The sequence below is a fragment of the Pseudomonas simiae genome (genome assembly GCF_000934565.1).
Taxonomy (GTDB): domain Bacteria; phylum Pseudomonadota; class Gammaproteobacteria; order Pseudomonadales; family Pseudomonadaceae; genus Aquipseudomonas; species Aquipseudomonas simiae.
On sequence record NZ_CP010896.1, the window covers coordinates 5,067,501 to 5,085,487 of the forward strand.

Annotated in this window: 17 protein-coding genes and 1 rRNA gene (1 of these 18 only partly in view); 10 read left to right on the top strand and 8 right to left on the bottom strand. The window is 58.8% G+C overall.

Going from position 1 to position 17,987, the window contains the following annotated elements; translation table 11 throughout:
- Positions 1-680 (bottom strand): 16S ribosomal RNA (locus tag PF1751_RS23020); it reaches 857 nt to the left of the window's first position.
- Between the two features lie 665 nt (positions 681-1,345).
- On the opposite strand from PF1751_RS23020, the gene PF1751_RS23025 reads away from it, so the two are divergent.
- Complete coding sequence (locus PF1751_RS23025) at positions 1,346-1,675, top strand: hypothetical protein (protein WP_021492134.1); 330 nt, start codon at positions 1,346-1,348, stop codon at positions 1,673-1,675.
- 8 nt (positions 1,676-1,683) lie between these two features.
- Here the strand turns inward: PF1751_RS23025 and PF1751_RS23030 are convergent, their stop codons facing one another.
- Positions 1,684-2,319 (bottom strand): LysE family translocator, encoded by a 636-nt coding sequence (locus tag PF1751_RS23030; RefSeq protein WP_021492135.1) that lies wholly within the window; start codon positions 2,317-2,319, stop codon positions 1,684-1,686.
- 127 nt (positions 2,320-2,446) lie between these two features.
- Here PF1751_RS23030 and PF1751_RS23035 point away from each other — a divergent pair, with 127 nt between their 5' ends.
- A complete protein-coding gene (locus tag PF1751_RS23035) occupies positions 2,447-2,818 on the top strand; it encodes a PH domain-containing protein (protein WP_044287843.1) in 372 nt (123 codons plus the stop codon).
- A gap of 291 nt (positions 2,819-3,109) precedes the next feature.
- Here the strand turns inward: PF1751_RS23035 and PF1751_RS23040 are convergent, their stop codons facing one another.
- Together PF1751_RS23040 and PF1751_RS23045 are read right to left on the bottom strand one after the other, a co-directional pair.
- Positions 3,110-3,487: a c-type cytochrome gene (locus PF1751_RS23040; protein WP_010206414.1), complete on the bottom strand. Its 378-nt coding sequence runs from the start codon at positions 3,485-3,487 to the stop codon at positions 3,110-3,112.
- A 43-nt stretch (positions 3,488-3,530) separates the two neighbouring features.
- Positions 3,531-3,962 (bottom strand): bleomycin resistance protein, encoded by a 432-nt coding sequence (locus PF1751_RS23045; protein ID WP_021492136.1) that lies wholly within the window; start codon positions 3,960-3,962, stop codon positions 3,531-3,533.
- Positions 3,963-4,172: 210 nt separating this feature from the next.
- Between PF1751_RS23045 and PF1751_RS23050 the strand changes: the two genes are divergently transcribed.
- From PF1751_RS23050 to PF1751_RS23075, 5 genes are all read left to right on the top strand, one after another.
- Positions 4,173-4,553: a response regulator gene (locus tag PF1751_RS23050; RefSeq protein WP_010206417.1), complete on the top strand. Its 381-nt coding sequence runs from the start codon at positions 4,173-4,175 to the stop codon at positions 4,551-4,553.
- A gap of 195 nt (positions 4,554-4,748) precedes the next feature.
- Positions 4,749-5,363: a biliverdin-producing heme oxygenase gene (locus tag PF1751_RS23055; protein ID WP_010206418.1), complete on the top strand. Its 615-nt coding sequence runs from the start codon at positions 4,749-4,751 to the stop codon at positions 5,361-5,363.
- Positions 5,360-7,603 carry an ATP-binding protein gene (locus tag PF1751_RS23060; protein WP_010206421.1) on the top strand — a complete coding sequence of 748 codons (2,244 nt, stop codon included), beginning with the start codon at positions 5,360-5,362 and terminating at the stop codon, positions 7,601-7,603. The genes PF1751_RS23055 and PF1751_RS23060 overlap by 4 nt, the downstream gene beginning before the upstream one ends.
- Positions 7,604-8,198: 595 nt before the next feature.
- Positions 8,199-10,085, top strand: a complete 1,887-nt coding sequence (locus PF1751_RS23070) for an alkaline phosphatase D family protein (RefSeq protein WP_010206424.1) — start codon at positions 8,199-8,201, stop codon at positions 10,083-10,085.
- Positions 10,086-10,222: 137 nt separating this feature from the next.
- Positions 10,223-11,236 (top strand): sensor domain-containing diguanylate cyclase, encoded by a 1,014-nt coding sequence (locus PF1751_RS23075; protein ID WP_010206425.1) that lies wholly within the window; start codon positions 10,223-10,225, stop codon positions 11,234-11,236.
- A 12-nt stretch (positions 11,237-11,248) separates the two neighbouring features.
- On the opposite strand, the gene PF1751_RS23080 is transcribed toward PF1751_RS23075, so the two are convergent.
- Positions 11,249-12,277, bottom strand: coding sequence for an amino acid ABC transporter substrate-binding protein (locus tag PF1751_RS23080; protein ID WP_010206426.1), 1,029 nt, complete (start codon positions 12,275-12,277; stop codon positions 11,249-11,251).
- 144 nt (positions 12,278-12,421) lie between these two features.
- Between PF1751_RS23080 and PF1751_RS23085 the strand changes: the two genes are divergently transcribed.
- Together PF1751_RS23085 and PF1751_RS23090 are read left to right on the top strand one after the other, a co-directional pair.
- Positions 12,422-13,321 carry a LysR substrate-binding domain-containing protein gene (locus tag PF1751_RS23085; RefSeq protein WP_010206430.1) on the top strand — a complete coding sequence of 300 codons (900 nt, stop codon included), beginning with the start codon at positions 12,422-12,424 and terminating at the stop codon, positions 13,319-13,321.
- A gap of 83 nt (positions 13,322-13,404) precedes the next feature.
- The gene (locus PF1751_RS23090) at positions 13,405-14,655 is read left to right on the top strand and encodes a 2-aminoadipate transaminase (RefSeq protein WP_044287847.1); all 1,251 of its coding nucleotides are present in this window, start codon (positions 13,405-13,407) and stop codon (positions 14,653-14,655) included.
- On the opposite strand, the gene PF1751_RS29580 is transcribed toward PF1751_RS23090, so the two are convergent.
- On the bottom strand, positions 14,656-14,781 hold the full coding sequence (locus tag PF1751_RS29580; RefSeq protein WP_373422435.1) for a hypothetical protein: 126 nt from the start codon (positions 14,779-14,781) through the stop codon (positions 14,656-14,658). It abuts the gene before it with no gap.
- Positions 14,782-14,998: 217 nt separating this feature from the next.
- Between PF1751_RS29580 and PF1751_RS23095 the strand changes: the two genes are divergently transcribed.
- Entirely contained in the window at positions 14,999-15,718 is a 720-nt protein-coding gene (locus PF1751_RS23095; protein ID WP_010206432.1) for a hypothetical protein, read from the top strand.
- Between the two features lie 132 nt (positions 15,719-15,850).
- Here the strand turns inward: PF1751_RS23095 and ptaA are convergent, their stop codons facing one another.
- A complete protein-coding gene (ptaA, locus tag PF1751_RS23100) occupies positions 15,851-16,945 on the bottom strand; it encodes a pyoverdine biosynthesis transaminase PtaA (RefSeq protein ID WP_044287849.1) in 1,095 nt (364 codons plus the stop codon).
- Between the two features lie 145 nt (positions 16,946-17,090).
- Positions 17,091-17,978, bottom strand: a complete 888-nt coding sequence (cyoE, locus tag PF1751_RS23105) for a heme o synthase (RefSeq protein WP_003194050.1) — start codon at positions 17,976-17,978, stop codon at positions 17,091-17,093.
- Positions 17,979-17,987 lie beyond the last annotated feature (9 nt).

Genomic DNA, 17,987 nt, shown 5'->3' on the forward strand with positions numbered 1-17,987 from the left:
ACACAGGAAATTCCACCACCCTCTACCATACTCTAGTCAGTCAGTTTTGAATGCAGTTCCCAGGTTGAGCCCGGGGATTTCACATCCAACTTAACAAACCACCTACGCGCGCTTTACGCCCAGTAATTCCGATTAACGCTTGCACCCTCTGTATTACCGCGGCTGCTGGCACAGAGTTAGCCGGTGCTTATTCTGTCGGTAACGTCAAAACAATCACGTATTAGGTAACTGCCCTTCCTCCCAACTTAAAGTGCTTTACAATCCGAAGACCTTCTTCACACACGCGGCATGGCTGGATCAGGCTTTCGCCCATTGTCCAATATTCCCCACTGCTGCCTCCCGTAGGAGTCTGGACCGTGTCTCAGTTCCAGTGTGACTGATCATCCTCTCAGACCAGTTACGGATCGTCGCCTTGGTGAGCCATTACCTCACCAACTAGCTAATCCGACCTAGGCTCATCTGATAGCGCAAGGCCCGAAGGTCCCCTGCTTTCTCCCGTAGGACGTATGCGGTATTAGCGTTCGTTTCCGAACGTTATCCCCCACTACCAGGCAGATTCCTAGGCATTACTCACCCGTCCGCCGCTCTCAAGAGAAGCAAGCTTCTCTCTACCGCTCGACTTGCATGTGTTAGGCCTGCCGCCAGCGTTCAATCTGAGCCATGATCAAACTCTTCAGTTCAAACATCTTTGGGTTTTTAAGAAACCCTAAACTTGGCTCAGCAATCGTTGGTTACATCTTTGATTTCTCGCGGAGTAACTTGTGATGCTGATAATCTTGTTGACTATCAGTCTGACTCCACAAGCACCCACACGAATTGCTTGATTCAATTGTTAAAGAGCGGTTGGTTAAGATCTTTCGTCTCAACCGAGGCGTGCACTCTACAGCACATCTCTCAAGAAAAACACCCCTAAGGCTTATGATTTTACTAATAAAATCAACTACCTGAGCCAGATTCAGTATCGAATCTGCTCGTTAGCGGGAGGCGAATAGTACAGCATTAAAATACGGGGTCAACCCCTGCATTGAAATTCTTTTTCCTTACCGAAGACCCCCTCCGAGCAGCATCACTGAGATTGCCGAGCGTTCTGGCCAGCCAGCGTTGTGTCCAGCCGTGGTGGATCGAATACAGGCTGTCCACGCTTAAAGCGTACGGCGACGCGCTCGGGAAGTAGAGGCGCCCTAAGCCCTGCGCATAAGAATTGCCCCCAATAGCCCTACTCCAACGCGCAAAAACGACCACACAGCAGCAGATGACGTGTCGCACCAGGTCTTTTTTTTCCGCCAAAGAACAGGGATCATCGCCCTCCCCCCACCATCCCCAAAGACGCCGAGGAACCGAGAGCATGGAATTGACGCTGGAAGCGGTGGCGCTTTTTGCACTGAAGCTGGTGCACGAGACTGACGGCGGCAGCCCGGTTCTACGGGATGATCCGGTGATGGAGAGGTATGACCGCGAGGTGTTTGGGTTGTTGGTGCGGCAGGGGGATCTGGTGGGGATTCAGTCGAAGCTCGATGAATGCCTGACGCTGGCGCTCGACGCCTTGGACGGCGCCGGCACTGTAATGGGACGCGAGCTGAACCGGCTTGCGGTGGACGCGCACCAAGCGTCGACACTGGATGAACTCAATGCCCCGCTCGGCGCCCTCAAGGACTATCTGAAAGCCATCCTATAAGGTACGACTTAGCGCCGCCCCTCCACCGCCATCCGCACCGCCAACCCCATCAGTACCGACCCCATCAACCAACGCTGCACCACCTGCCATCCCGGCCGGGTGACAAAAAACACCGCGATGGAACCCGCCATCGTGGCAATCACTGCGTTAACGCTCACGCTGATCAAAATCTGCGTGAAGCCCAGCACCAGCGATTGCGCCAACACACTGCCGTGGCCATTCGGGTCGATGAACTGCGGCAACAACGACAAATACATCACCGCCACCTTGGGGTTCAGCAAATTGGTCACCAAGCCCATGGTGAACAGCTTGCGCGGGGTGTCCTTGGGCAGTTCCCGCACCTGGAACGGTGAACGCCCACCCGGCCGAATTGCCTGCCAAGCCATGTACGCCAGGTACAACGCCCCGCCGAAGCGCAGTGCGTCATAGGCAAACGGCACCGCCATCACCAAAGCGGTGATTCCCAACGCCGCGCAGAGCATATAAACCAGAAACCCCAACGCTACACCGCCCAGGGACACATACCCGGCAGTGCGGCCCTGGCAGATCGAGCGGGAAATGAGGTAAATCATGTTTGGGCCGGGCGTCAGCACCATGCCGAGGGAGATCAGCGCATAAGCCAGCCAGTTGGACAGTTCAGGCATGGTCGGGCTCCGTTTTTTGAAACATCTGGCCAAGGTTGTAAGGTTGGCCGCCATGGTAGGGCGTTCAAAATGCCCGCGTTAGATACAGATCCGCGAGCAAAACGGCATACACCCAGGAGGCAGGCCCATGATCGACTTCAGCAACAAAGGCTTTTTCAAACTCAAGCAGAACAACGAATACGCCGAACGCGTCGCCGACCTGCTGCTGGACGGTGAAGAAGTGGTGAATGCGTACAAGGCCATGCGTGATGGGGTGGTGTTTACCACCAAGCGGATTATTGCGGTGAATGTGCAGGGGATAACGGGTAGCAAGAAGGATTTCACTTCGCTGCCGTACAAGAACATCGTGGCGTATTCAGTGGAGACGTCCGGGACGTTTGATCTGGATTCCGAGTTGGAAATCTACTTTTCGTCGTTGGGGAAGGTGAGGTTTGAATTCACCGGCAAGACCTCGATCGTCGAAATCTCCCGGCTCATTTCCCGGCATCTTCTGACCTGATCAACAGGCAAAAAAAGACCTTGGCGTCCCAGGGTCTTTTTACTGCCTACGCGGCTCAACAGGTGCAAAGCGAAACACACCAGAATCACCGACCGAAGCCTGGCTTGTGAATGGGGGTTGGTCATTCCGCCAGACTTCCACGACGCTGGCTTTCACTTCACTCACGAGAACGAAGAAGGAATCGTCTTCGAGTCAGGGCATTGGTACTTCGGCGAAGTCAGCGCGAACGATGAAGACCCTGGCGGAGAGCGCTGGAAATATCACGCTCTCAGGTCCTTCCCGGCGCAACAGTCACTTGGGCTGAAAGGTCTCAAGGTACGCCAGAATGTTGTCTATCTTCTCTTGATCGCTGATGCCCCAGAAGATCATCCGCGTGCCACTCACTACCTTCTTCGGTGCTTCGATGTAAGCGGCGAGCTTGTCCCGGGTCCAGACCACACCGGAGTTTTTCATCGCATCGGAATACTGATAGTCCGCGGTGGTCCCAGCAGGCCTGCCGATGATGCCATTGAGCTGCGGCCCGAACCCACCACGCGCACCTTCGCCGATGCTGTGGCAGCCGCCGCAGGTCTTAGTGAATAGCTTGCCGCCCGCCTCGGCGTCGCCGGCCGCGAAGGCAGGGCCCGCGGTGAATACCAGGGCGAGGGTGATCAAAGTACGGTACTTCACGGAGACTCCATTTCAAGCGTTGCTGCGACGAAAGCCGGAGCAATTATGCCGGTATAAACGACCTTTCCCCCAACCGTTCAACCAAGCGCACCAGGTAACCGTCCGGGTCTTGCACGATGAACTGCCGCTGCCCCGCCTCTACGTCGCCGGCACGATACCAGGCATCTTCAACCCCCTTGAACAGCGGCCAGCCAATAGAGGCCAAGCGTTGCAGGATGGGGGTAACGCCGGGTACGTCGATTTGCAGATTGATACCGCGCCCGAAGGGTTGGTCCAATGGTGCGGTCAGCCATTGCCCCGCGTCGGGATCGTATTGCTCCAGCATGATTTGCGCGCCCTCCAGGTCGAGGTAAGCGAAACCGTCTTCGACGCGCTGGTAAGCGAGGGAAAAACCCAGCTGTTCAACCCAAAAATCCAGACTGTTGCCGAGGTTGGTCACTATGAGTTCTGGAACCAAGGGGTTACGGGCAAACATACAATTCCTTTTGCGGTAGCGTTAAGAGCGCATGCCCATCCAGATCATGGTTTTTTTGGTCCACGCAGAATACCGCGCGATGTCGTTGAGGTGGCGCAGTATCCTGCAACGACATTGTTATGACCACCCATCGCCTCGAACACATCCAATCGAACCTATCCAGACGAGTTCTACTCCACCTGTATGAACCCTGATGGTGGAGTAAGAATCATGGCTCAGCCATCGATTTTGGTGTTGGAAGACGACGAAATCATTCGGGCGTTGATGGTGGATGTGCTGGAAGAATTCGGCGCAGTGGTGACATCGTTTCCTTCTGCAGATGAAGGAATGATTTACCTGGAACAGGGCGATGAGCCCGTGGACTTGATTGTCAGCGATATTCAGATGCCAGGTCTGCTTAACGGCTATGACTTGAGCAAGGTGGTCGCGCATCGCTGGCCCACGGTGCCGGTGGTGTTGACGTCCGGCAATAGCAAGCTGGCCTCGCAATTGGGGGCGTCGGTGCGGTTCCTGCCCAAGCCGTGGAGTACCGGTCATTTGATTGAGTGTGTGCAGACGGCGCTGAATCAACAGGGTCTTTCCCTGCATTGATAGCGTCGCGATATCACTGAAGCCGAACTTCGCGCAATGCTCTGTGGTCATTAATGATGCAAGGAGCGACTTTTCTGATCCGTCGGTCAGCCTTCTCGCCTTGTGCGTATAGAATAAGGCTTTGAGATGTGTAGAATCGCCGCCCATTTCCACGCGTCATTCATGGCCGAGAGGCCCACAGTTCGAGCTTACTGAATGCATTCACAGGCCCATGACGTTGGTGCGCCCTCTTTGCTGGAAGCGTTGCGCACAGGCACGGCCCTGTTGCACGTGGCATTGGAAAAGCGCCTGCCGTTTTTCTCCGAGGGCCTGGATGCCGATTGGTATCAGCGCTTGCTCCAGGCGTATTACGGTTTTTATCGGCCGTTGGAATCAGCACTGTACGAAAGTGGCTTGATTCCTGATGGATACGACGCAGTCTTGCGCGTGAAAACACCGACGCTCGTCTGCGACCTCGCTGCCTTGGGTTTGGATGACCAGGCTGTCAGCACCCTGCCGCGCTGTCTCGAACTCCCAATCCTTGATACCCCCGCCGCTTGCCTTGGCGCCCTTTATGTCTTGGAAGGCGCGACGCTGGGCGGCCAAGTGCTGCGTCGGGAAATGACCCAGCGCCTGAACGTGAATGCCCACAACGGCGGTGCGTTCCTCAATATCTACGGCGTCGAAACCGGTCGGCGCTGGAAAGACTTTCTCGACTACCTCGGCGACCAACCACTGGACGCGCCGGCCAGACAGAGCGCGGTGAACGCTGCCCGTTCAACATTCAGCTGCTTTGAGCAATGGCTCGACAGCCAGGAGGTACTGCTGTGAAACCCGAAGACTTTGAAGAGCTGCTTGCCAACTGTGCCGACGAGCCCATCCGCTTTCCCGGAGCGATCCAACCCCACGGTGTGCTGCTGACGTTGTCGGAGCCGGACCTGAACATCATCCAGGTCAGTGCCAACGTCGGCAGCCTGTTCGGCCATGCTCCCGAGGCGCTGCTGGGCCAGCCGCTGCACACGCTGGTAGGCGCCGAACACGCCAAGGCGGTTGCCGTCATGGCCGATCACAATACGTTCTTCGATGCGCCACCTTTGCACGTCACGTTTAACGGCGCGGAATTCGAAGGCCTGCTGCATCGCCATCAGAATGTGCTGGTGCTCGAATTCGAACCGCTGCTCAAAGATTTCCGTCCCCGGGCGCTGAAGGGGCGCACCAGTGACTTGGGCAAAATGCTGCAGCGTTTGCAGTCGGCGAAAACCCTGCAAGCGCTGTACGAAATCAGCGTGAACGAAATCCAAGCCATGACCGGTTACGACCGTGTGCTCATCTACCGCTTCGAAGACGAAGGTCACGGCCAGGTGATTGCCGAAGCGTCGGCACCGTCCATGGAGCTGTTCAACGGGCTGTTCTTCCCCGCATCCGACATCCCCGAGCAAGCGCGCGAGCTGTATCGCACCAATTGGCTACGCATCATCCCAAATGCGGCCTACGAGCCCGTGCCACTGCTGCCCAAGCTGCGCCCAGACACCGGCCAGCCACTGGATTTGAGCTTCGCTACCCTGCGCAGCGTGTCGCCGATTCATTGCCAGTACATGCAGAACATGGGTGTGTTGTCGTCCATGAGCATCTCGCTGATGAAGGGCGACACGCTGTGGGGCCTGATCAGTTGCGGCAACCGGGAACCGTTGCTGGTGCCCAACGACCTGCGTACGGCCTGCCAGACCATCGGCCAGGTGCTGTCGTTGCAGATCAGCGCCATGGAAGCCCTGGACCTGAGCCGCCAGCGTGAAGAGAAAGTCGAGGCCCTGGCTTTGCTGGATCAAGCGATGAAGCGCTCGGAAGAGAACGTGTTCGACGGCCTGGCACAGCAGGGTCAGCTGCTGATGGACCTGACGCTGTCCGGCGGCGTGGCGATCATCGAAGACAAGCAACTGCACCGTTACGGCAACTGCCCGGAGCCGGCGCAGATCCGTGCCTTGCACAAGTGGCTGCAAGAGGGCGGCGAGCCGGTGTTCTCCAGCCATAAACTGTCGTCGGTGTACCCGCCGGCGGCCGAGTTCCAGCAGGTGGCCAGTGGTGTGCTGGCAATGAGTCTGCCCAAGCCTGTGGATAACGGCGTGCTGTGGTTCCGCCCGGAAGTCAAAGAGAACATCAACTGGAGCGGCGACCCGAGAAAACCGCTGGACCTGGAAAACTCCGACTCAGGCTTGCGACTTCGCCCACGCACTTCGTTTGAAATCTGGAAGGTGGAAATGGCTGGCATCTCCACCAAGTGGAGCCATGGCGACCGCTTTGCTGCCAACGATCTGCGCCGCTCGGCCCTCGAAAACGACCTGGCCCGCCAGGTGCTGCGCGAACAACAAGCCGTGCGCGCCCGCGATGAGCTGGTGGCGGTGGTGTCCCACGACCTGCGCAACCCGATGACAGTGATCTCCATGCTGTGCGGCATGATGCAGCAAGCCTTCAGCTCCGATGGCCCCCACACTTCGCGGCGGATTTCCTCGGCCATCGACACCATGCAACAGGCCGCCGGACGCATGAATGTGCTGCTGGAGGACTTGCTCGACACCTCAAAAATCGAGGCTGGGCGTTACGTGGTGCGACCGGTGAGCCTAGATGTGAGCCAGATGTTCGATGAGGCCTACTCGTTGCTGGCCCCCCTGGCAATGGAGAAAGGCATCGACCTGTCGTTCAACGCCGAGCCGGGCCTGCAGATCAACGCCGACCCGGAGCGTCTGTTCCAGGTGTTGTCGAACTTGATTGGCAACGCCATCAAATTCACCCCGCGCCAAGGCAACATCGGTATCAGCGCCATGAGCAGTGGCGAAGAAATCGTGTTCTCGGTGCGCGATTCCGGCGAAGGTATTGCACCGGAACAACTGCCACACGTGTTCGATCGCTACTGGACCCAAACAGAAAACAACCCGACCGGCAGCGGGCTGGGGCTGTACATTACGCAAGGTATTGTCCAAGCCCATGGCGGCAAGATCGTTGCAGAGAGCGAAGTGGGTCGGGGCAGTGAATTCCGGTTCACGGTGCCGAAGGTGATTGACGATTCGCACACCTGAGTGCCCCTTGCTTGCCACGTTTTTAAACAGGCAATACCCCCCCGCCTCCAACCCTCGTGGTGGCGGGAAATCCCGTGGCGTTTGTGCGAAAGCGCAAGCAAGGCGCTACATCTCCTGGGCTAGACAATTGCACGAACAGCCCCTCAGATGACGTCTGAAAGCGCCAACCCCCCTGGTCATATCTTGCAGCAGCGCGTTTATAGCTGACCCGTTTCGTCCCCTATAAGGTTGGCCTCACTTCGCTCCAACAGGCGAAGTAAGCCACTATTCAATAGAAGGAAACATCCATGCTTAGCGCTATCAATCACACACTGGGCAGCGTTCAATTCCCCCCCCTGCAGCAGGATGATGCAGAGCCCCAGCGCAGGAAGCGCAGCACTGATGCAACAGACCTGAACGCCGCCGACCCTGATCGTACGACGAACAACGGTCGCCGCAGAAGCGGCAGTGGACTGGACAGCCTCGGCCAAGGCCGATTGCTCTAACCGCTGCATACGAAGGGCAGTGCACGGCCCTTCGTCCTCTTCCTTAACAAAACCATGACATTCACTGGATTAACCTTGCCGGTTCAAACCAGCCTGGAAACCTCATCTGCATGCCGAACACCGACACACTGCCCGCCGTACTGGCTGGCCCACTGCTGCGACGCCTCGAACCACGGCGCCTGGTGTTGTGGTTGGTGGGGAGTCGCGCACTGGAATTGACGCTGACGTTGCCTGCACAAACACGGGTTATCTCGCCAGACCAATGCCAGGTCGTACGCGTGGGGCGCAATGCCTTTATCCACCTGATCGATGTGACGCTGGACGACGCGCTGCCCCTGGACGTGGCGATCAGCTACGACCTGTCGTTCGACAACACCGGCATCGCCGACTGGGCACCGCACCTGCTGTACGCCAACGCCTGTCTCCCAAGTTTCGTTTTGCACAGCCGCATCCATCAGTTGGTACACGGCTCATGCCGCAAACCCCATCACAGCGCCGACGAGGGTCTGCTGTGTGTCGACCGCCTGCTGGCCGATGCCCAAAGCCCGGCCGACCGCCCGGCGCTGCTGATGATGAGCGGCGACCAAGTCTACGCCGATGATGTAGCTGGGCCCATGCTACGGGCGATACATGCCTTGATTGCACGTCTGGGTTTGTTCGATGAATACCTGGAGGGCGCGGTGGTAGATGACAGCGCCAGCCTCTATGGACACAGCGCCAGCTATTACCATCGCGCCGACTTGCTGCCGGCGCTGGACAGCAACGAAACCCTGCGCGAACGCTTCTTCGGGGGCGTGAAAAAGCCGATCTTTACCAGCAGCACCGCCGACAATCACCTGGTGACCTTCGCCGAAGTCATCGCGATGTATTTGCTGGTGTGGTCGCCGACGCCCTGGACGCTGATCGCGCCTCAACCTCCGCAGCTCAATGCAGAACGACAGCAGCGTTACGCCCGTGAACAGGTTCAGATAGAACGATTCCGCGATGGCCTGCCAGGCGTCGCGCGGGTCTTCGCTCATCTGTCCACCCTGATGATCTTTGATGATCACGACATCACCGATGACTGGAACCTCAGCGCCCAATGGGAAGAGACTGCGTACGGCCACCCCTTTTCCAAGCGCATCATCGGCAACGCGCTGTTGGCCTACCTGCTGTGCCAAGGTTGGGGCAACCAACCGGATGTATTTGGCGAACTGATCAACCAGACCCAAGCGCTCACTGCTCAGCCGCACGCCAACCATCTGGACGCCACTGCACAGGATGAACTGCTCGAGGCACTGCTGAAATTTCAACGCTGGCACTACGTACTGCCCACCACCCCTGCCCTGGTGGTGCTCGATACTCGCACGCGCCGCTGGCGCAGCGAGTTCACCCTCAAGCAACCCTCCGGCCTGCTGGACTGGGAAGCCTTGAGCGAACTGCAACAGGAACTGCTGGACCACCCCTCGGCCATCATCGTCTCGCCCGCGCCAATCTTTGGCGTCAAGCTGATCGAGACTGTACAGAAAGTCTTCAGCTGGTGCGGCTACCCTTTGCTCGTCGATGCGGAAAACTGGATGGCCCATCGCGGCGCTGCCCAGGTGATCCTCAATATCTTCCGCCACTCGCGCACGCCGGGTAACTACGTGATCCTCTCCGGTGACGTGCACTACTCGTTTGTTTACGAAGTACTGATTCGTTATCGCAATGCTGGTCCCAGGATCTGGCAGATCACCAGCAGCGGTATCAAGAACGAATTCCCACCACGCTTACTGGAGTGGTTCGACCGCCTCAACCGTTGGCTCTACTCGCCGCGTTCGCCCCTCAATTGGTTCACGCGCCGACGCACCATGCAGGTGGTGCCGCATATTCCGGAGCATGCCGAAGCCGGCGAGCGGCTGTGGAATTCGGCGGGCATTGGCCAGGTGTTTTTCAATGAGCTGGGCCGGCCTGAGGCGATTTACCAGCACAACGCGGATGGGCGGGCGCAGACAAGGATGGTGGCGCCGAATAAATAGCCAATAGCCATCAATCGTAAGCCGCACATCTGCCCTATTCAAAGGCCTCCAGTCCCGTTGTACAGTAGCGCCAGCCACGGAGTATCGGCGTAAACATCGGCAGGCCTTATGCGCCTGCCCAGGCAAGGAATGCGCAGATGACCGATATCTCCGGCAATAACCCGTTAGAGCAAGATTTCTCTCACTTCAACGCCGACATGCTGCACACCGTTCTGGAACTGGTCAGCGACGGGATCTGGGATTGGAACGCCAACACCGGGTTCGTCTATCGCAACCCAGGCTGGTACGAAATGCTGGGCTATCACCGCCACGCACTGGAGAACAACGTGTTCACGTGGGAAAACGTGATACACCCAGACGACTACTCCCAGGTGATGAAGCTGTTTGACGACTACATCCACCGCCGCGCGCCCCACTACCAAGCCGAATACCGCTGCCGCAAAAAAGATGGCAGCTACCTGTGGATTGAAGACCGCGGCTACGTGATTGCGCGCAATGCTGACGGCTCGGTGGCGCGTATGGTGGGTGCCCACCGCGATATAGACCTGCGCAAAAGCTCAGTCGAACAGCTGGAACGGCGCAACCAATCCCTTGAAGCACTGGTGGCCGAACGCACCCGCGAGCTGTCACGGGTCAATCAACAGTTGCAACTGCAGTTGGATGAAAATCGCTTCCTGGCCGAACGGGACGCCCTGACCCTCGTCGCCAATCGCTACCGTCTGGAAAAAGTGTTGCTGCAAGAGTGCGACCGCGCCCAGCGCTTTCGCCTGCCACTGGCACTGATTGCGATGGATATCGACGACTTCAAGTCGATCAATGACCGATGCGGTCACGGTGTGGGCGATCAGACGCTGGTGCAGGTGGCTGAATGCCTGCAACGCTGTATCCGCCCTGAAGACCTGTTAGCCCGATGGGGTGGCGATGAGTTTGTGCTGATCCTGCCCAAAACCTCGTTGGAGATCGCAAAAACAATGGCGGCGAATATCCGTCTGAAGTTGAAGAACAGCCCGCACAGGGACGACTTCAAGGTCACCCTGAGCCTGGGTGTGGCCGAGCGTCAAACGGATGAGCCCCCCGCCGCCCTGATGGTGCGCGCCGACCAGGCGTTGTATCGCGCCAAGGCAGCGGGGAAGGATGGGGTGTCCGAATAACACCCCGGCGTGTCAGCGAACCGGCGGCGCGTACTGGATACCGCCGTTGTTCCACAGCGCATTAAGCCCGCGCTTGATCTTCAGCACGCTGCCCTGGCCGATGTTGCGCTCGAACACTTCGCCGTAGTTGCCCACCTGCTTGACGATCTGCACCACCCAATCCTTGCGCAGCTTCAGGTCCTTGCCGTATTCGCCGTCCGCCCCCAGTAATCGCGCGACATCCGGGTTCTTGGTGGTCTTGGCCTGCTCTTCGACGTTCTGCGAGGTGATGCCCATTTCCTCGGCATTGAGCATCGCGAACAAGGTCCATTTAACGATGCTGAACCATTCGTCATCACCCTTGCGCACCAACGGCCCCAGCGGTTCCTTGGAGATCACTTCCGGCAACACCACGAACTCGTCTGGCTGGGCCATCTTGATGCGCTGGGCGTACAGGCCCGACTGATCGGTGGTCAGCACGTCGCAACGCCCGGCTTCCAGCCCCTTGGCGCTTTCGTCGGCCGTGTCGAAGGTGATCGGCGTGTACTTCATGCCGTGGGTGCGGAAGTAGTCCGAGACGTTCAACTCAGTCGTGGTGCCGGCTTGGATGCACACGGTGGCGCCGTCCAGTTGCTTGGCAGCGGTGACGCCCAGCTTGTTGTTCACCAGGAAGCCGATACCGTCGTAATAAGTCACGCCGGTGAAGACCAAGCCCATGCCCGAATCACGGGAGCTGGTCCAGGTGGTGTTGCGCGAAATCAGGTCGATTTCACCGGACTGCAACGCAGTGAAACGTTCCTTGGCGGTCAACTGGGTGAACTTCACTTTCGACGCATCGCCGAAAACTGCCGCCGCCACCGCGTGGCACACGTCCACATCGATACCGGTCATCTTGCCCTTGCTGTCCGGTACGCCAAAGCCCGGCAGCCCGTCACTGACGCCGCATTGGATAAAGCCTTTTTTCTGGATGGCGTCCAGTGTCGTGCCTGCCTCGGCGGTGCTCGCCAGGCCCAGCACGGCGGTTGCCCCGATAGCGGCCAAGGTGGTTTTGAATGGGTTCATGCAAGGCTCTCCCTGTCATTCCTTATTATTCGGCGCCCCACAGCCCGCGCCGGTTTATAGTGCTGCCGGGCAGTATCAACGGCTTTGCGCTACTGCCACAAACGACCTTTAGGCAAAGGCTCCTTCCGATTTGGAATGAAGTGCATGATTTCTAAACGTTTGACCCCTTCGATGACAGCCCTGCAATGCTTCGAAGCTGCCGCTCGCCATTTGAGTTTCACTCGCGCTGCCGAAGAGCTGCACCTGACCCAAAGTGCGGTGAGCAAACAGGTGGCGCAGCTGGAAGAGATGCTTTGCCACAACTTGTTCGAACGGGTGCGCCAGCGTTTGTACCTGTCGCCGGCCGGGTCGTTGTACCTGGCCGAAGTGCATAAGATCCTCACCCAGGTGGACATCTCCAGCCGCTATATCCTCACCTACGGCGGCGAGACCGAAGTGCTGCGCATCGCCACCCAGCCAACCTTCGGCGACCGCTGGCTGGTGCCCAAGCTCAAGGACTTTGCAGCGCTACATCCAAACATCCACCTGGATGTGCGCAACGAGCTGGAGCCTTTCGACGTGTTGCAAGCCAAGGCCGATATCGCGTTTTTCTTCGGCCAGGGCTCGTGGCCGGGGGCGACCTGCATTGAGCTTTTCCGTGAGGCAGTGGTGCCGGTGTGCGCACCAGGTTTCGTCGCCGAAGGCAGCCATGCATCGTCGCGCCACACGTTGCTGCAATGCACCTCGCGCCCGGAAGCCTGGCACGAATGGTTCCTGGAACAGGGCCTGCACTCGCAGAACAGCTACCACGGCCCGCGCTTCGACACGTTCTACATGTGCATCCGCGCGGCACAATCGGGCTATGGCGTGGCGTTGGTGCCGCAGTATCTGGTGGCTGATGAACTCGCACAGGGCAGCCTGATGATTCCCTGGGACTATGCGATGCCCAGCAGCGGCGCGCACTTCATCGCCCACGCCGAACATGCCGGCGAGATTCCCAAAGTGAAAGCCTTCCTCAATTGGATGGTGGACTATGTCGGCGCACATCCCGACTTTCAGTCATGACCCGGCGACTTTATTTCGTTTGCGACAAGGGCGGGCGCCCGGCTTAGATAAAAACACGCCCGCCACTGCCGAGTCCCCGATTCATGAGCCACGAAACCATTAGCCAGTCGATTTCCATCGTTCACCCCATCAGCCTCAGCCACGGTAAAAACGCTGAGGTCTGGGACACCTCGGGCAAACGCTATATCGATTTTGTCGGCGGCATTGGTGTGCTCAACCTCGGCCACTGCCATCCCGGTGTGGTCGACGCGATTCGCGACCAGGCGACCAGGCTGACCCACTATGCGTTTAATGCCGCACCTCACGCGCCCTACGTCGAGCTGATGGATCGTCTTACCGCATTTATCCCTGTGGACTACCCGATCAGCGGCATGCTCACCAACAGCGGCGCGGAAGCGGCGGAAAATGCGCTGAAGATCGTGCGCGGCGCCACCGGCCGCACGGCAGTGATCGCGTTTGACGGCGCCTTCCACGGCCGTACCCTGGCCACGCTCAACCTCAACGGTAAGGTGGCGCCCTATAAGCAGAAGGTCGGTGTACTACCGGGGCCTGTGTATCACCTGCCCTACCCTAGCGCCGATAATGGCGTGACTTGCGCCGAGGCGCTGAAAGCCATGGACCGCCTGTTCAGCGTGGAAATCGACGTCAGCGATGTGGCCTGTTTCATCATCGAGCCGGTGCAAGGCGAAGGCGGGTTTCTCGCGCTGGATATCGAATTCGCCCAGGCGCTGCGACGCTTTTGCAACGAGAACAACATTCTGCTGATTGCCGATGAAATCCAATCGGGCTTTGGCCGTACCGGCGAGCGTTTTGCTTTCTCGCGCCTGGGAATCGAGCCCGACTTGATCCTGCTGGGTAAAAGCATCGCTGGCGGTGTGCCGCTGGGCGCAGTCGTAGGGCGCAAGGCGCTGATGGACAACCTGCCCAAAGGTGGCCTGGGCGGCACCTATTCCGGCAACCCCATTGCGTGCGCGGCAGCATTGGCCACCCTCGACGCCATGACCGATGAACACCTGAGCGCCTGGGGCTCACAACAGGAAGAAGCCATCGTCAGCCGTTATCAAACCTGGCGCGCACACGGCCTGACACCTTACCTCGGCCGCCTGACCGGCGTGGGCTCCATGCGCGGCATCGAACTGACCAACGCTGACGGCACACCCGCGCCGAAACAGCTCACCCAGTTGCTCGGCCTGGCGCGGGACGCCGGTTTGTTGCTGATGCCCAGCGGCAAGTCGCGGCATATCATCCGCCTGCTGGCACCGCTGACCATCGAGCCCGCGGTGCTGGAGGAAGGCCTGACTATGCTCGAAGCCTGCCTCAAGCAGTTGGATTAATCACGCGCATCGACCGGTTTCCACCGTGCCGGCGTTGAGATGGCAGTCGCTGCAGAACTGCATGTAACCCAGGCCACCATGGCGGGTGAACAGGTCGGCGGGCGGCGCGGCGGGGGCTCTGGACACAGCCGGCATGGTCAGGTCTGCAATTGTTTTTATGCGTCATCAGGCGAATCGCTGGGGCGGGCTAAGTCCCAGCGTTGTTGTAGCGAGTGTCCCCAAGGCGCCTGTTGATATGGATCAGCAGAACCTGAGGGCATTGTGCTGCCTTGACCTGACCTCCCTCCCCCCTGAAAATGCCCGACGCTTTTTTGTCCTCGTTTACTGAAGTAGTGAAATTTCAATGTCCGATTCTTACACCGAAAAATCCGCCCCCGAAGAATCCGTAGTCGCCTTGCCTTCCAAAGCCGAGTACGAAAACGCCATCAATCTTTCACAGCATCTGCCAGCGGCCAAGATCATCAGCGAGATGGTGCTGGACGCTTTTCACACGTCCAAAGAAAGCGATCAGATCCGCGAACTGCGCGTGGCCATCCGTCAGGCCCACGATGCTTTTGACGACGACAAGGCCTACGACCTGATGGGCCAGCTCAAGCAACTCAAGGACGCCGAAGCCGCCGATAACGCTGCGCTGGAAAACTTGAGCAGCCAGTTTTCGATCAGCCGCATTCTGTCCTGCTTCAAGGACGACCCCGAGTTCCAGGAGTTGGTCTACGGCCTGGCGTTGAAAGTGCTGAACCAGAGCCACCAGGCCATCAGCAACCCGAGCGCCGGCAAGAGCAAGGCATCACGGCCGAAGAAAGAAGCCGAAGTGTTTGTGATCAGCAAAGATGGCATCAGCGTCACGCTGCCGCTGCGTACGCCGCGTTCGAAGCTGAACGTGGACCGCGAGGCGTTCGAATTCCTGGGTTTCAGCTTTGTGGGTGAAGGCGATGAAGCGGAGCTGGAGGTGGAGAGCTTTGTGGATAACGCAGGCGCCGAACAGCCGCTGAGCCGCAAGAGCGTGATCACTGCATTGCAGCAGCAGACGGCGTTTGAGGGTTACAGCATCGCGCAGCAGTAACCCGAAGCAAGCTGCACCGCAGAATCAAATGTGGGAGCTGGCTTGCCTGCGATCGCAGCCCCTCGGTCAATCAGCGAAACCGAGGTGATGCGATCGCAGGCAAGCCAGCTCCCACATTTGTTTTGCAGGGGGTTAACCCGCGCGTTCGACCTGCGCTGCAAACACCTCGCGAAACCGCGCCATCTCCCGCTTATCGCCCACCGTCACCCGCACCCACTGCGGCCAGCTTTCAAACACCCGGCCGATCATCACGCCCTGCGTCGCCAGCTTCTCGATCACCTGCTCCGCCGGTTGTTTCACATCGATCATGAAACAGTTCGCCTGTGACGCCGTGCAAGTGAAACCACGCCCCTTCAACCACGCCACGGTCTCATCACGCACTTGATTATTGAGGGCCTTGCGTTGCGGCAACAGCTTCACGTCTTCCAGGCTGGCAAGGCCGCCGAGCAAGCTGGTGCCCGCCGGCACGTTGTCGCCGCCAAACACGGCCAGCCGCTCCAGCAGCGCCGGGTGGCCGATCGCCAAACCCAGGCGGGCACCGGCCATGCCGTAGATTTTCGAGAACGTGCGCAGTACCAGCAGGTCGTCGTGGTCCTTCACCCAACTGACCACGCTGGGCACGTCGGCGAAGTCGATGTAAGCCTCGTCCACCACCAGCACGCTGCCTTTGGGCTTGTTCGCCAACGCGTGGCGGATGGCCTCGGTCGGTGTGATGGTGCCAGTAGGATTGTTGGGGTTGCACACGTAGAGCATGCCGGCCTGTGGATCGGCGGCAAGCATGGCCGGGATGTCGTGGGCGTGGTCGGCCCCCAGGCTGACTTCCTTCACAGGTGCCTTGTTCGACCGCGCCGCTTGGCGCGGCACCTCGTAGGACGGCATGGCCATCACCAGGCCGCGGCTCTCAGTGGTGAACGCCAGCACCGCATAGCGCAAGGCCGCCATCGAACCCGCAAAGACCGCCACCTGCTTTTCGGCAATCCCCTGCTGCTGGGCGAACAGTCCTGCCAACGCATACATAGAGTCGTAAGGATAAAACCCAGCGGTAGCGATACCCCGCTGCATCGCCTCACGCGCAGCGCCTGAGGGGCCGTAAGGGCTTTCGTTGTAATTGAGCCGCACCTTGTCAGGCTTTTCCGGCGGCGGCGCTGCAACCGCCCAATCGAGGCGCCCCAGCAATGGCAGGGCTGCGCCCAGGGCGAGAAGGGACCGACGACTGACGCTGACCATAGGGCTAATCCTGGTAGAGGGGTGATGGATTCGCACAACTCGTACAGAGGGGTATGACGAGAAAACCCTGCGCAGATTTAAAACCACACCCAAGAAAAAGCCCCGCGCGTCTCTCGACGGCGGGGCTTTTTCACTGCGGGACCACTCAGTGAGCGTAGGTCAGCAACAGCTCTTTCGGCACTTGGAAATCCAGGGACATCATCACGCTGAGCGCGGTGATGGTGAAGATCGAGAACACGAACAGCTTGCGTGCCCAGACGGTGTCATCCACCGCCTTGTAGCCGGTCCAGGCCATGTACAACCAGTACATGCCCATGGCGGCGGCGACGGCAAGGTAGCTCATGCCGGCGTAGCCACTGAAGGTCAACATCAAGGTCGCCACAAGGAAGGCCAGGATGTACAGCAGGATGTGTTTCTTGGCGACCTGGATGCCGCGTTTTACCGGCAAGACCGGAATCGAAGCAGCCAGGTAGTCATTGAAGCGGAAAATCGCGATGGCGTACGAATGCGGCATCTGCCACAGGCTGAACATCACCAGTAGCGTCAGCGCGGCCATGTCGAAGCTATTGGTCACAGCCACATAACCAATCACCGGCGGCATCGCCCCCGACAGACTGCCCACCAGCGTGCCGTGAACCGACTTGCGCTTGAGGTACAGGCTGTAGAGGCCGACGTAGATGACAAAGCCGATCACGGCAAACAGCGCCGCCAGCGGATTGGCCACCTTGTACAACAACGCCACACCGGCAACACCGAGGACGGTCGCGTAGATCAGTGCCAGCTTCAGGGAGATGAGGCCCTGGACCAGCACGCGATTCTTGGTGCGCTCCATCTTGATATCGATGTCACGGTCGATGCAGTTGTTGAACACACATCCGGAAGCTACCACCAGGGAAGTGCCGATCATTGCAGCCAGGAAGATGGCCAGATCGACATGTCCCTTGGAGGCCAGGAAGAAACCGCCCGCCACAGAAAGCACGTTACCGAAAATGATCCCCGGTTTGGTGATTTGGATAAAGTGCTTAAGCGACATCGGGTCTTA

Coding starts and splice junctions, on each gene's coding strand:
- PF1751_RS23025 (WP_021492134.1), top strand. CDS start 1,346: ATGGAATTGACGCTGGAAGCGGTGGCGCTTTTTGCACTGAAGCTGGTG.
- PF1751_RS23030 (WP_021492135.1), bottom strand. CDS start 2,319: ATGCCTGAACTGTCCAACTGGCTGGCTTATGCGCTGATCTCCCTCGGC.
- PF1751_RS23035 (WP_044287843.1), top strand. CDS start 2,447: ATGATCGACTTCAGCAACAAAGGCTTTTTCAAACTCAAGCAGAACAAC.
- PF1751_RS23045 (WP_021492136.1), bottom strand. CDS start 3,962: ATGTTTGCCCGTAACCCCTTGGTTCCAGAACTCATAGTGACCAACCTC.
- PF1751_RS23050 (WP_010206417.1), top strand. CDS start 4,173: ATGGCTCAGCCATCGATTTTGGTGTTGGAAGACGACGAAATCATTCGG.
- PF1751_RS23055 (WP_010206418.1), top strand. CDS start 4,749: ATGCATTCACAGGCCCATGACGTTGGTGCGCCCTCTTTGCTGGAAGCG.
- PF1751_RS23070 (WP_010206424.1), top strand. CDS start 8,199: ATGCCGAACACCGACACACTGCCCGCCGTACTGGCTGGCCCACTGCTG.
- PF1751_RS23075 (WP_010206425.1), top strand. CDS start 10,223: ATGACCGATATCTCCGGCAATAACCCGTTAGAGCAAGATTTCTCTCAC.
- PF1751_RS23080 (WP_010206426.1), bottom strand. CDS start 12,277: ATGAACCCATTCAAAACCACCTTGGCCGCTATCGGGGCAACCGCCGTG.
- PF1751_RS23085 (WP_010206430.1), top strand. CDS start 12,422: ATGATTTCTAAACGTTTGACCCCTTCGATGACAGCCCTGCAATGCTTC.
- PF1751_RS23090 (WP_044287847.1), top strand. CDS start 13,405: ATGAGCCACGAAACCATTAGCCAGTCGATTTCCATCGTTCACCCCATC.
- PF1751_RS23095 (WP_010206432.1), top strand. CDS start 14,999: ATGTCCGATTCTTACACCGAAAAATCCGCCCCCGAAGAATCCGTAGTC.
- ptaA (WP_044287849.1), bottom strand. CDS start 16,945: ATGGTCAGCGTCAGTCGTCGGTCCCTTCTCGCCCTGGGCGCAGCCCTG.
- cyoE (WP_003194050.1), bottom strand. CDS start 17,978: ATGTCGCTTAAGCACTTTATCCAAATCACCAAACCGGGGATCATTTTC.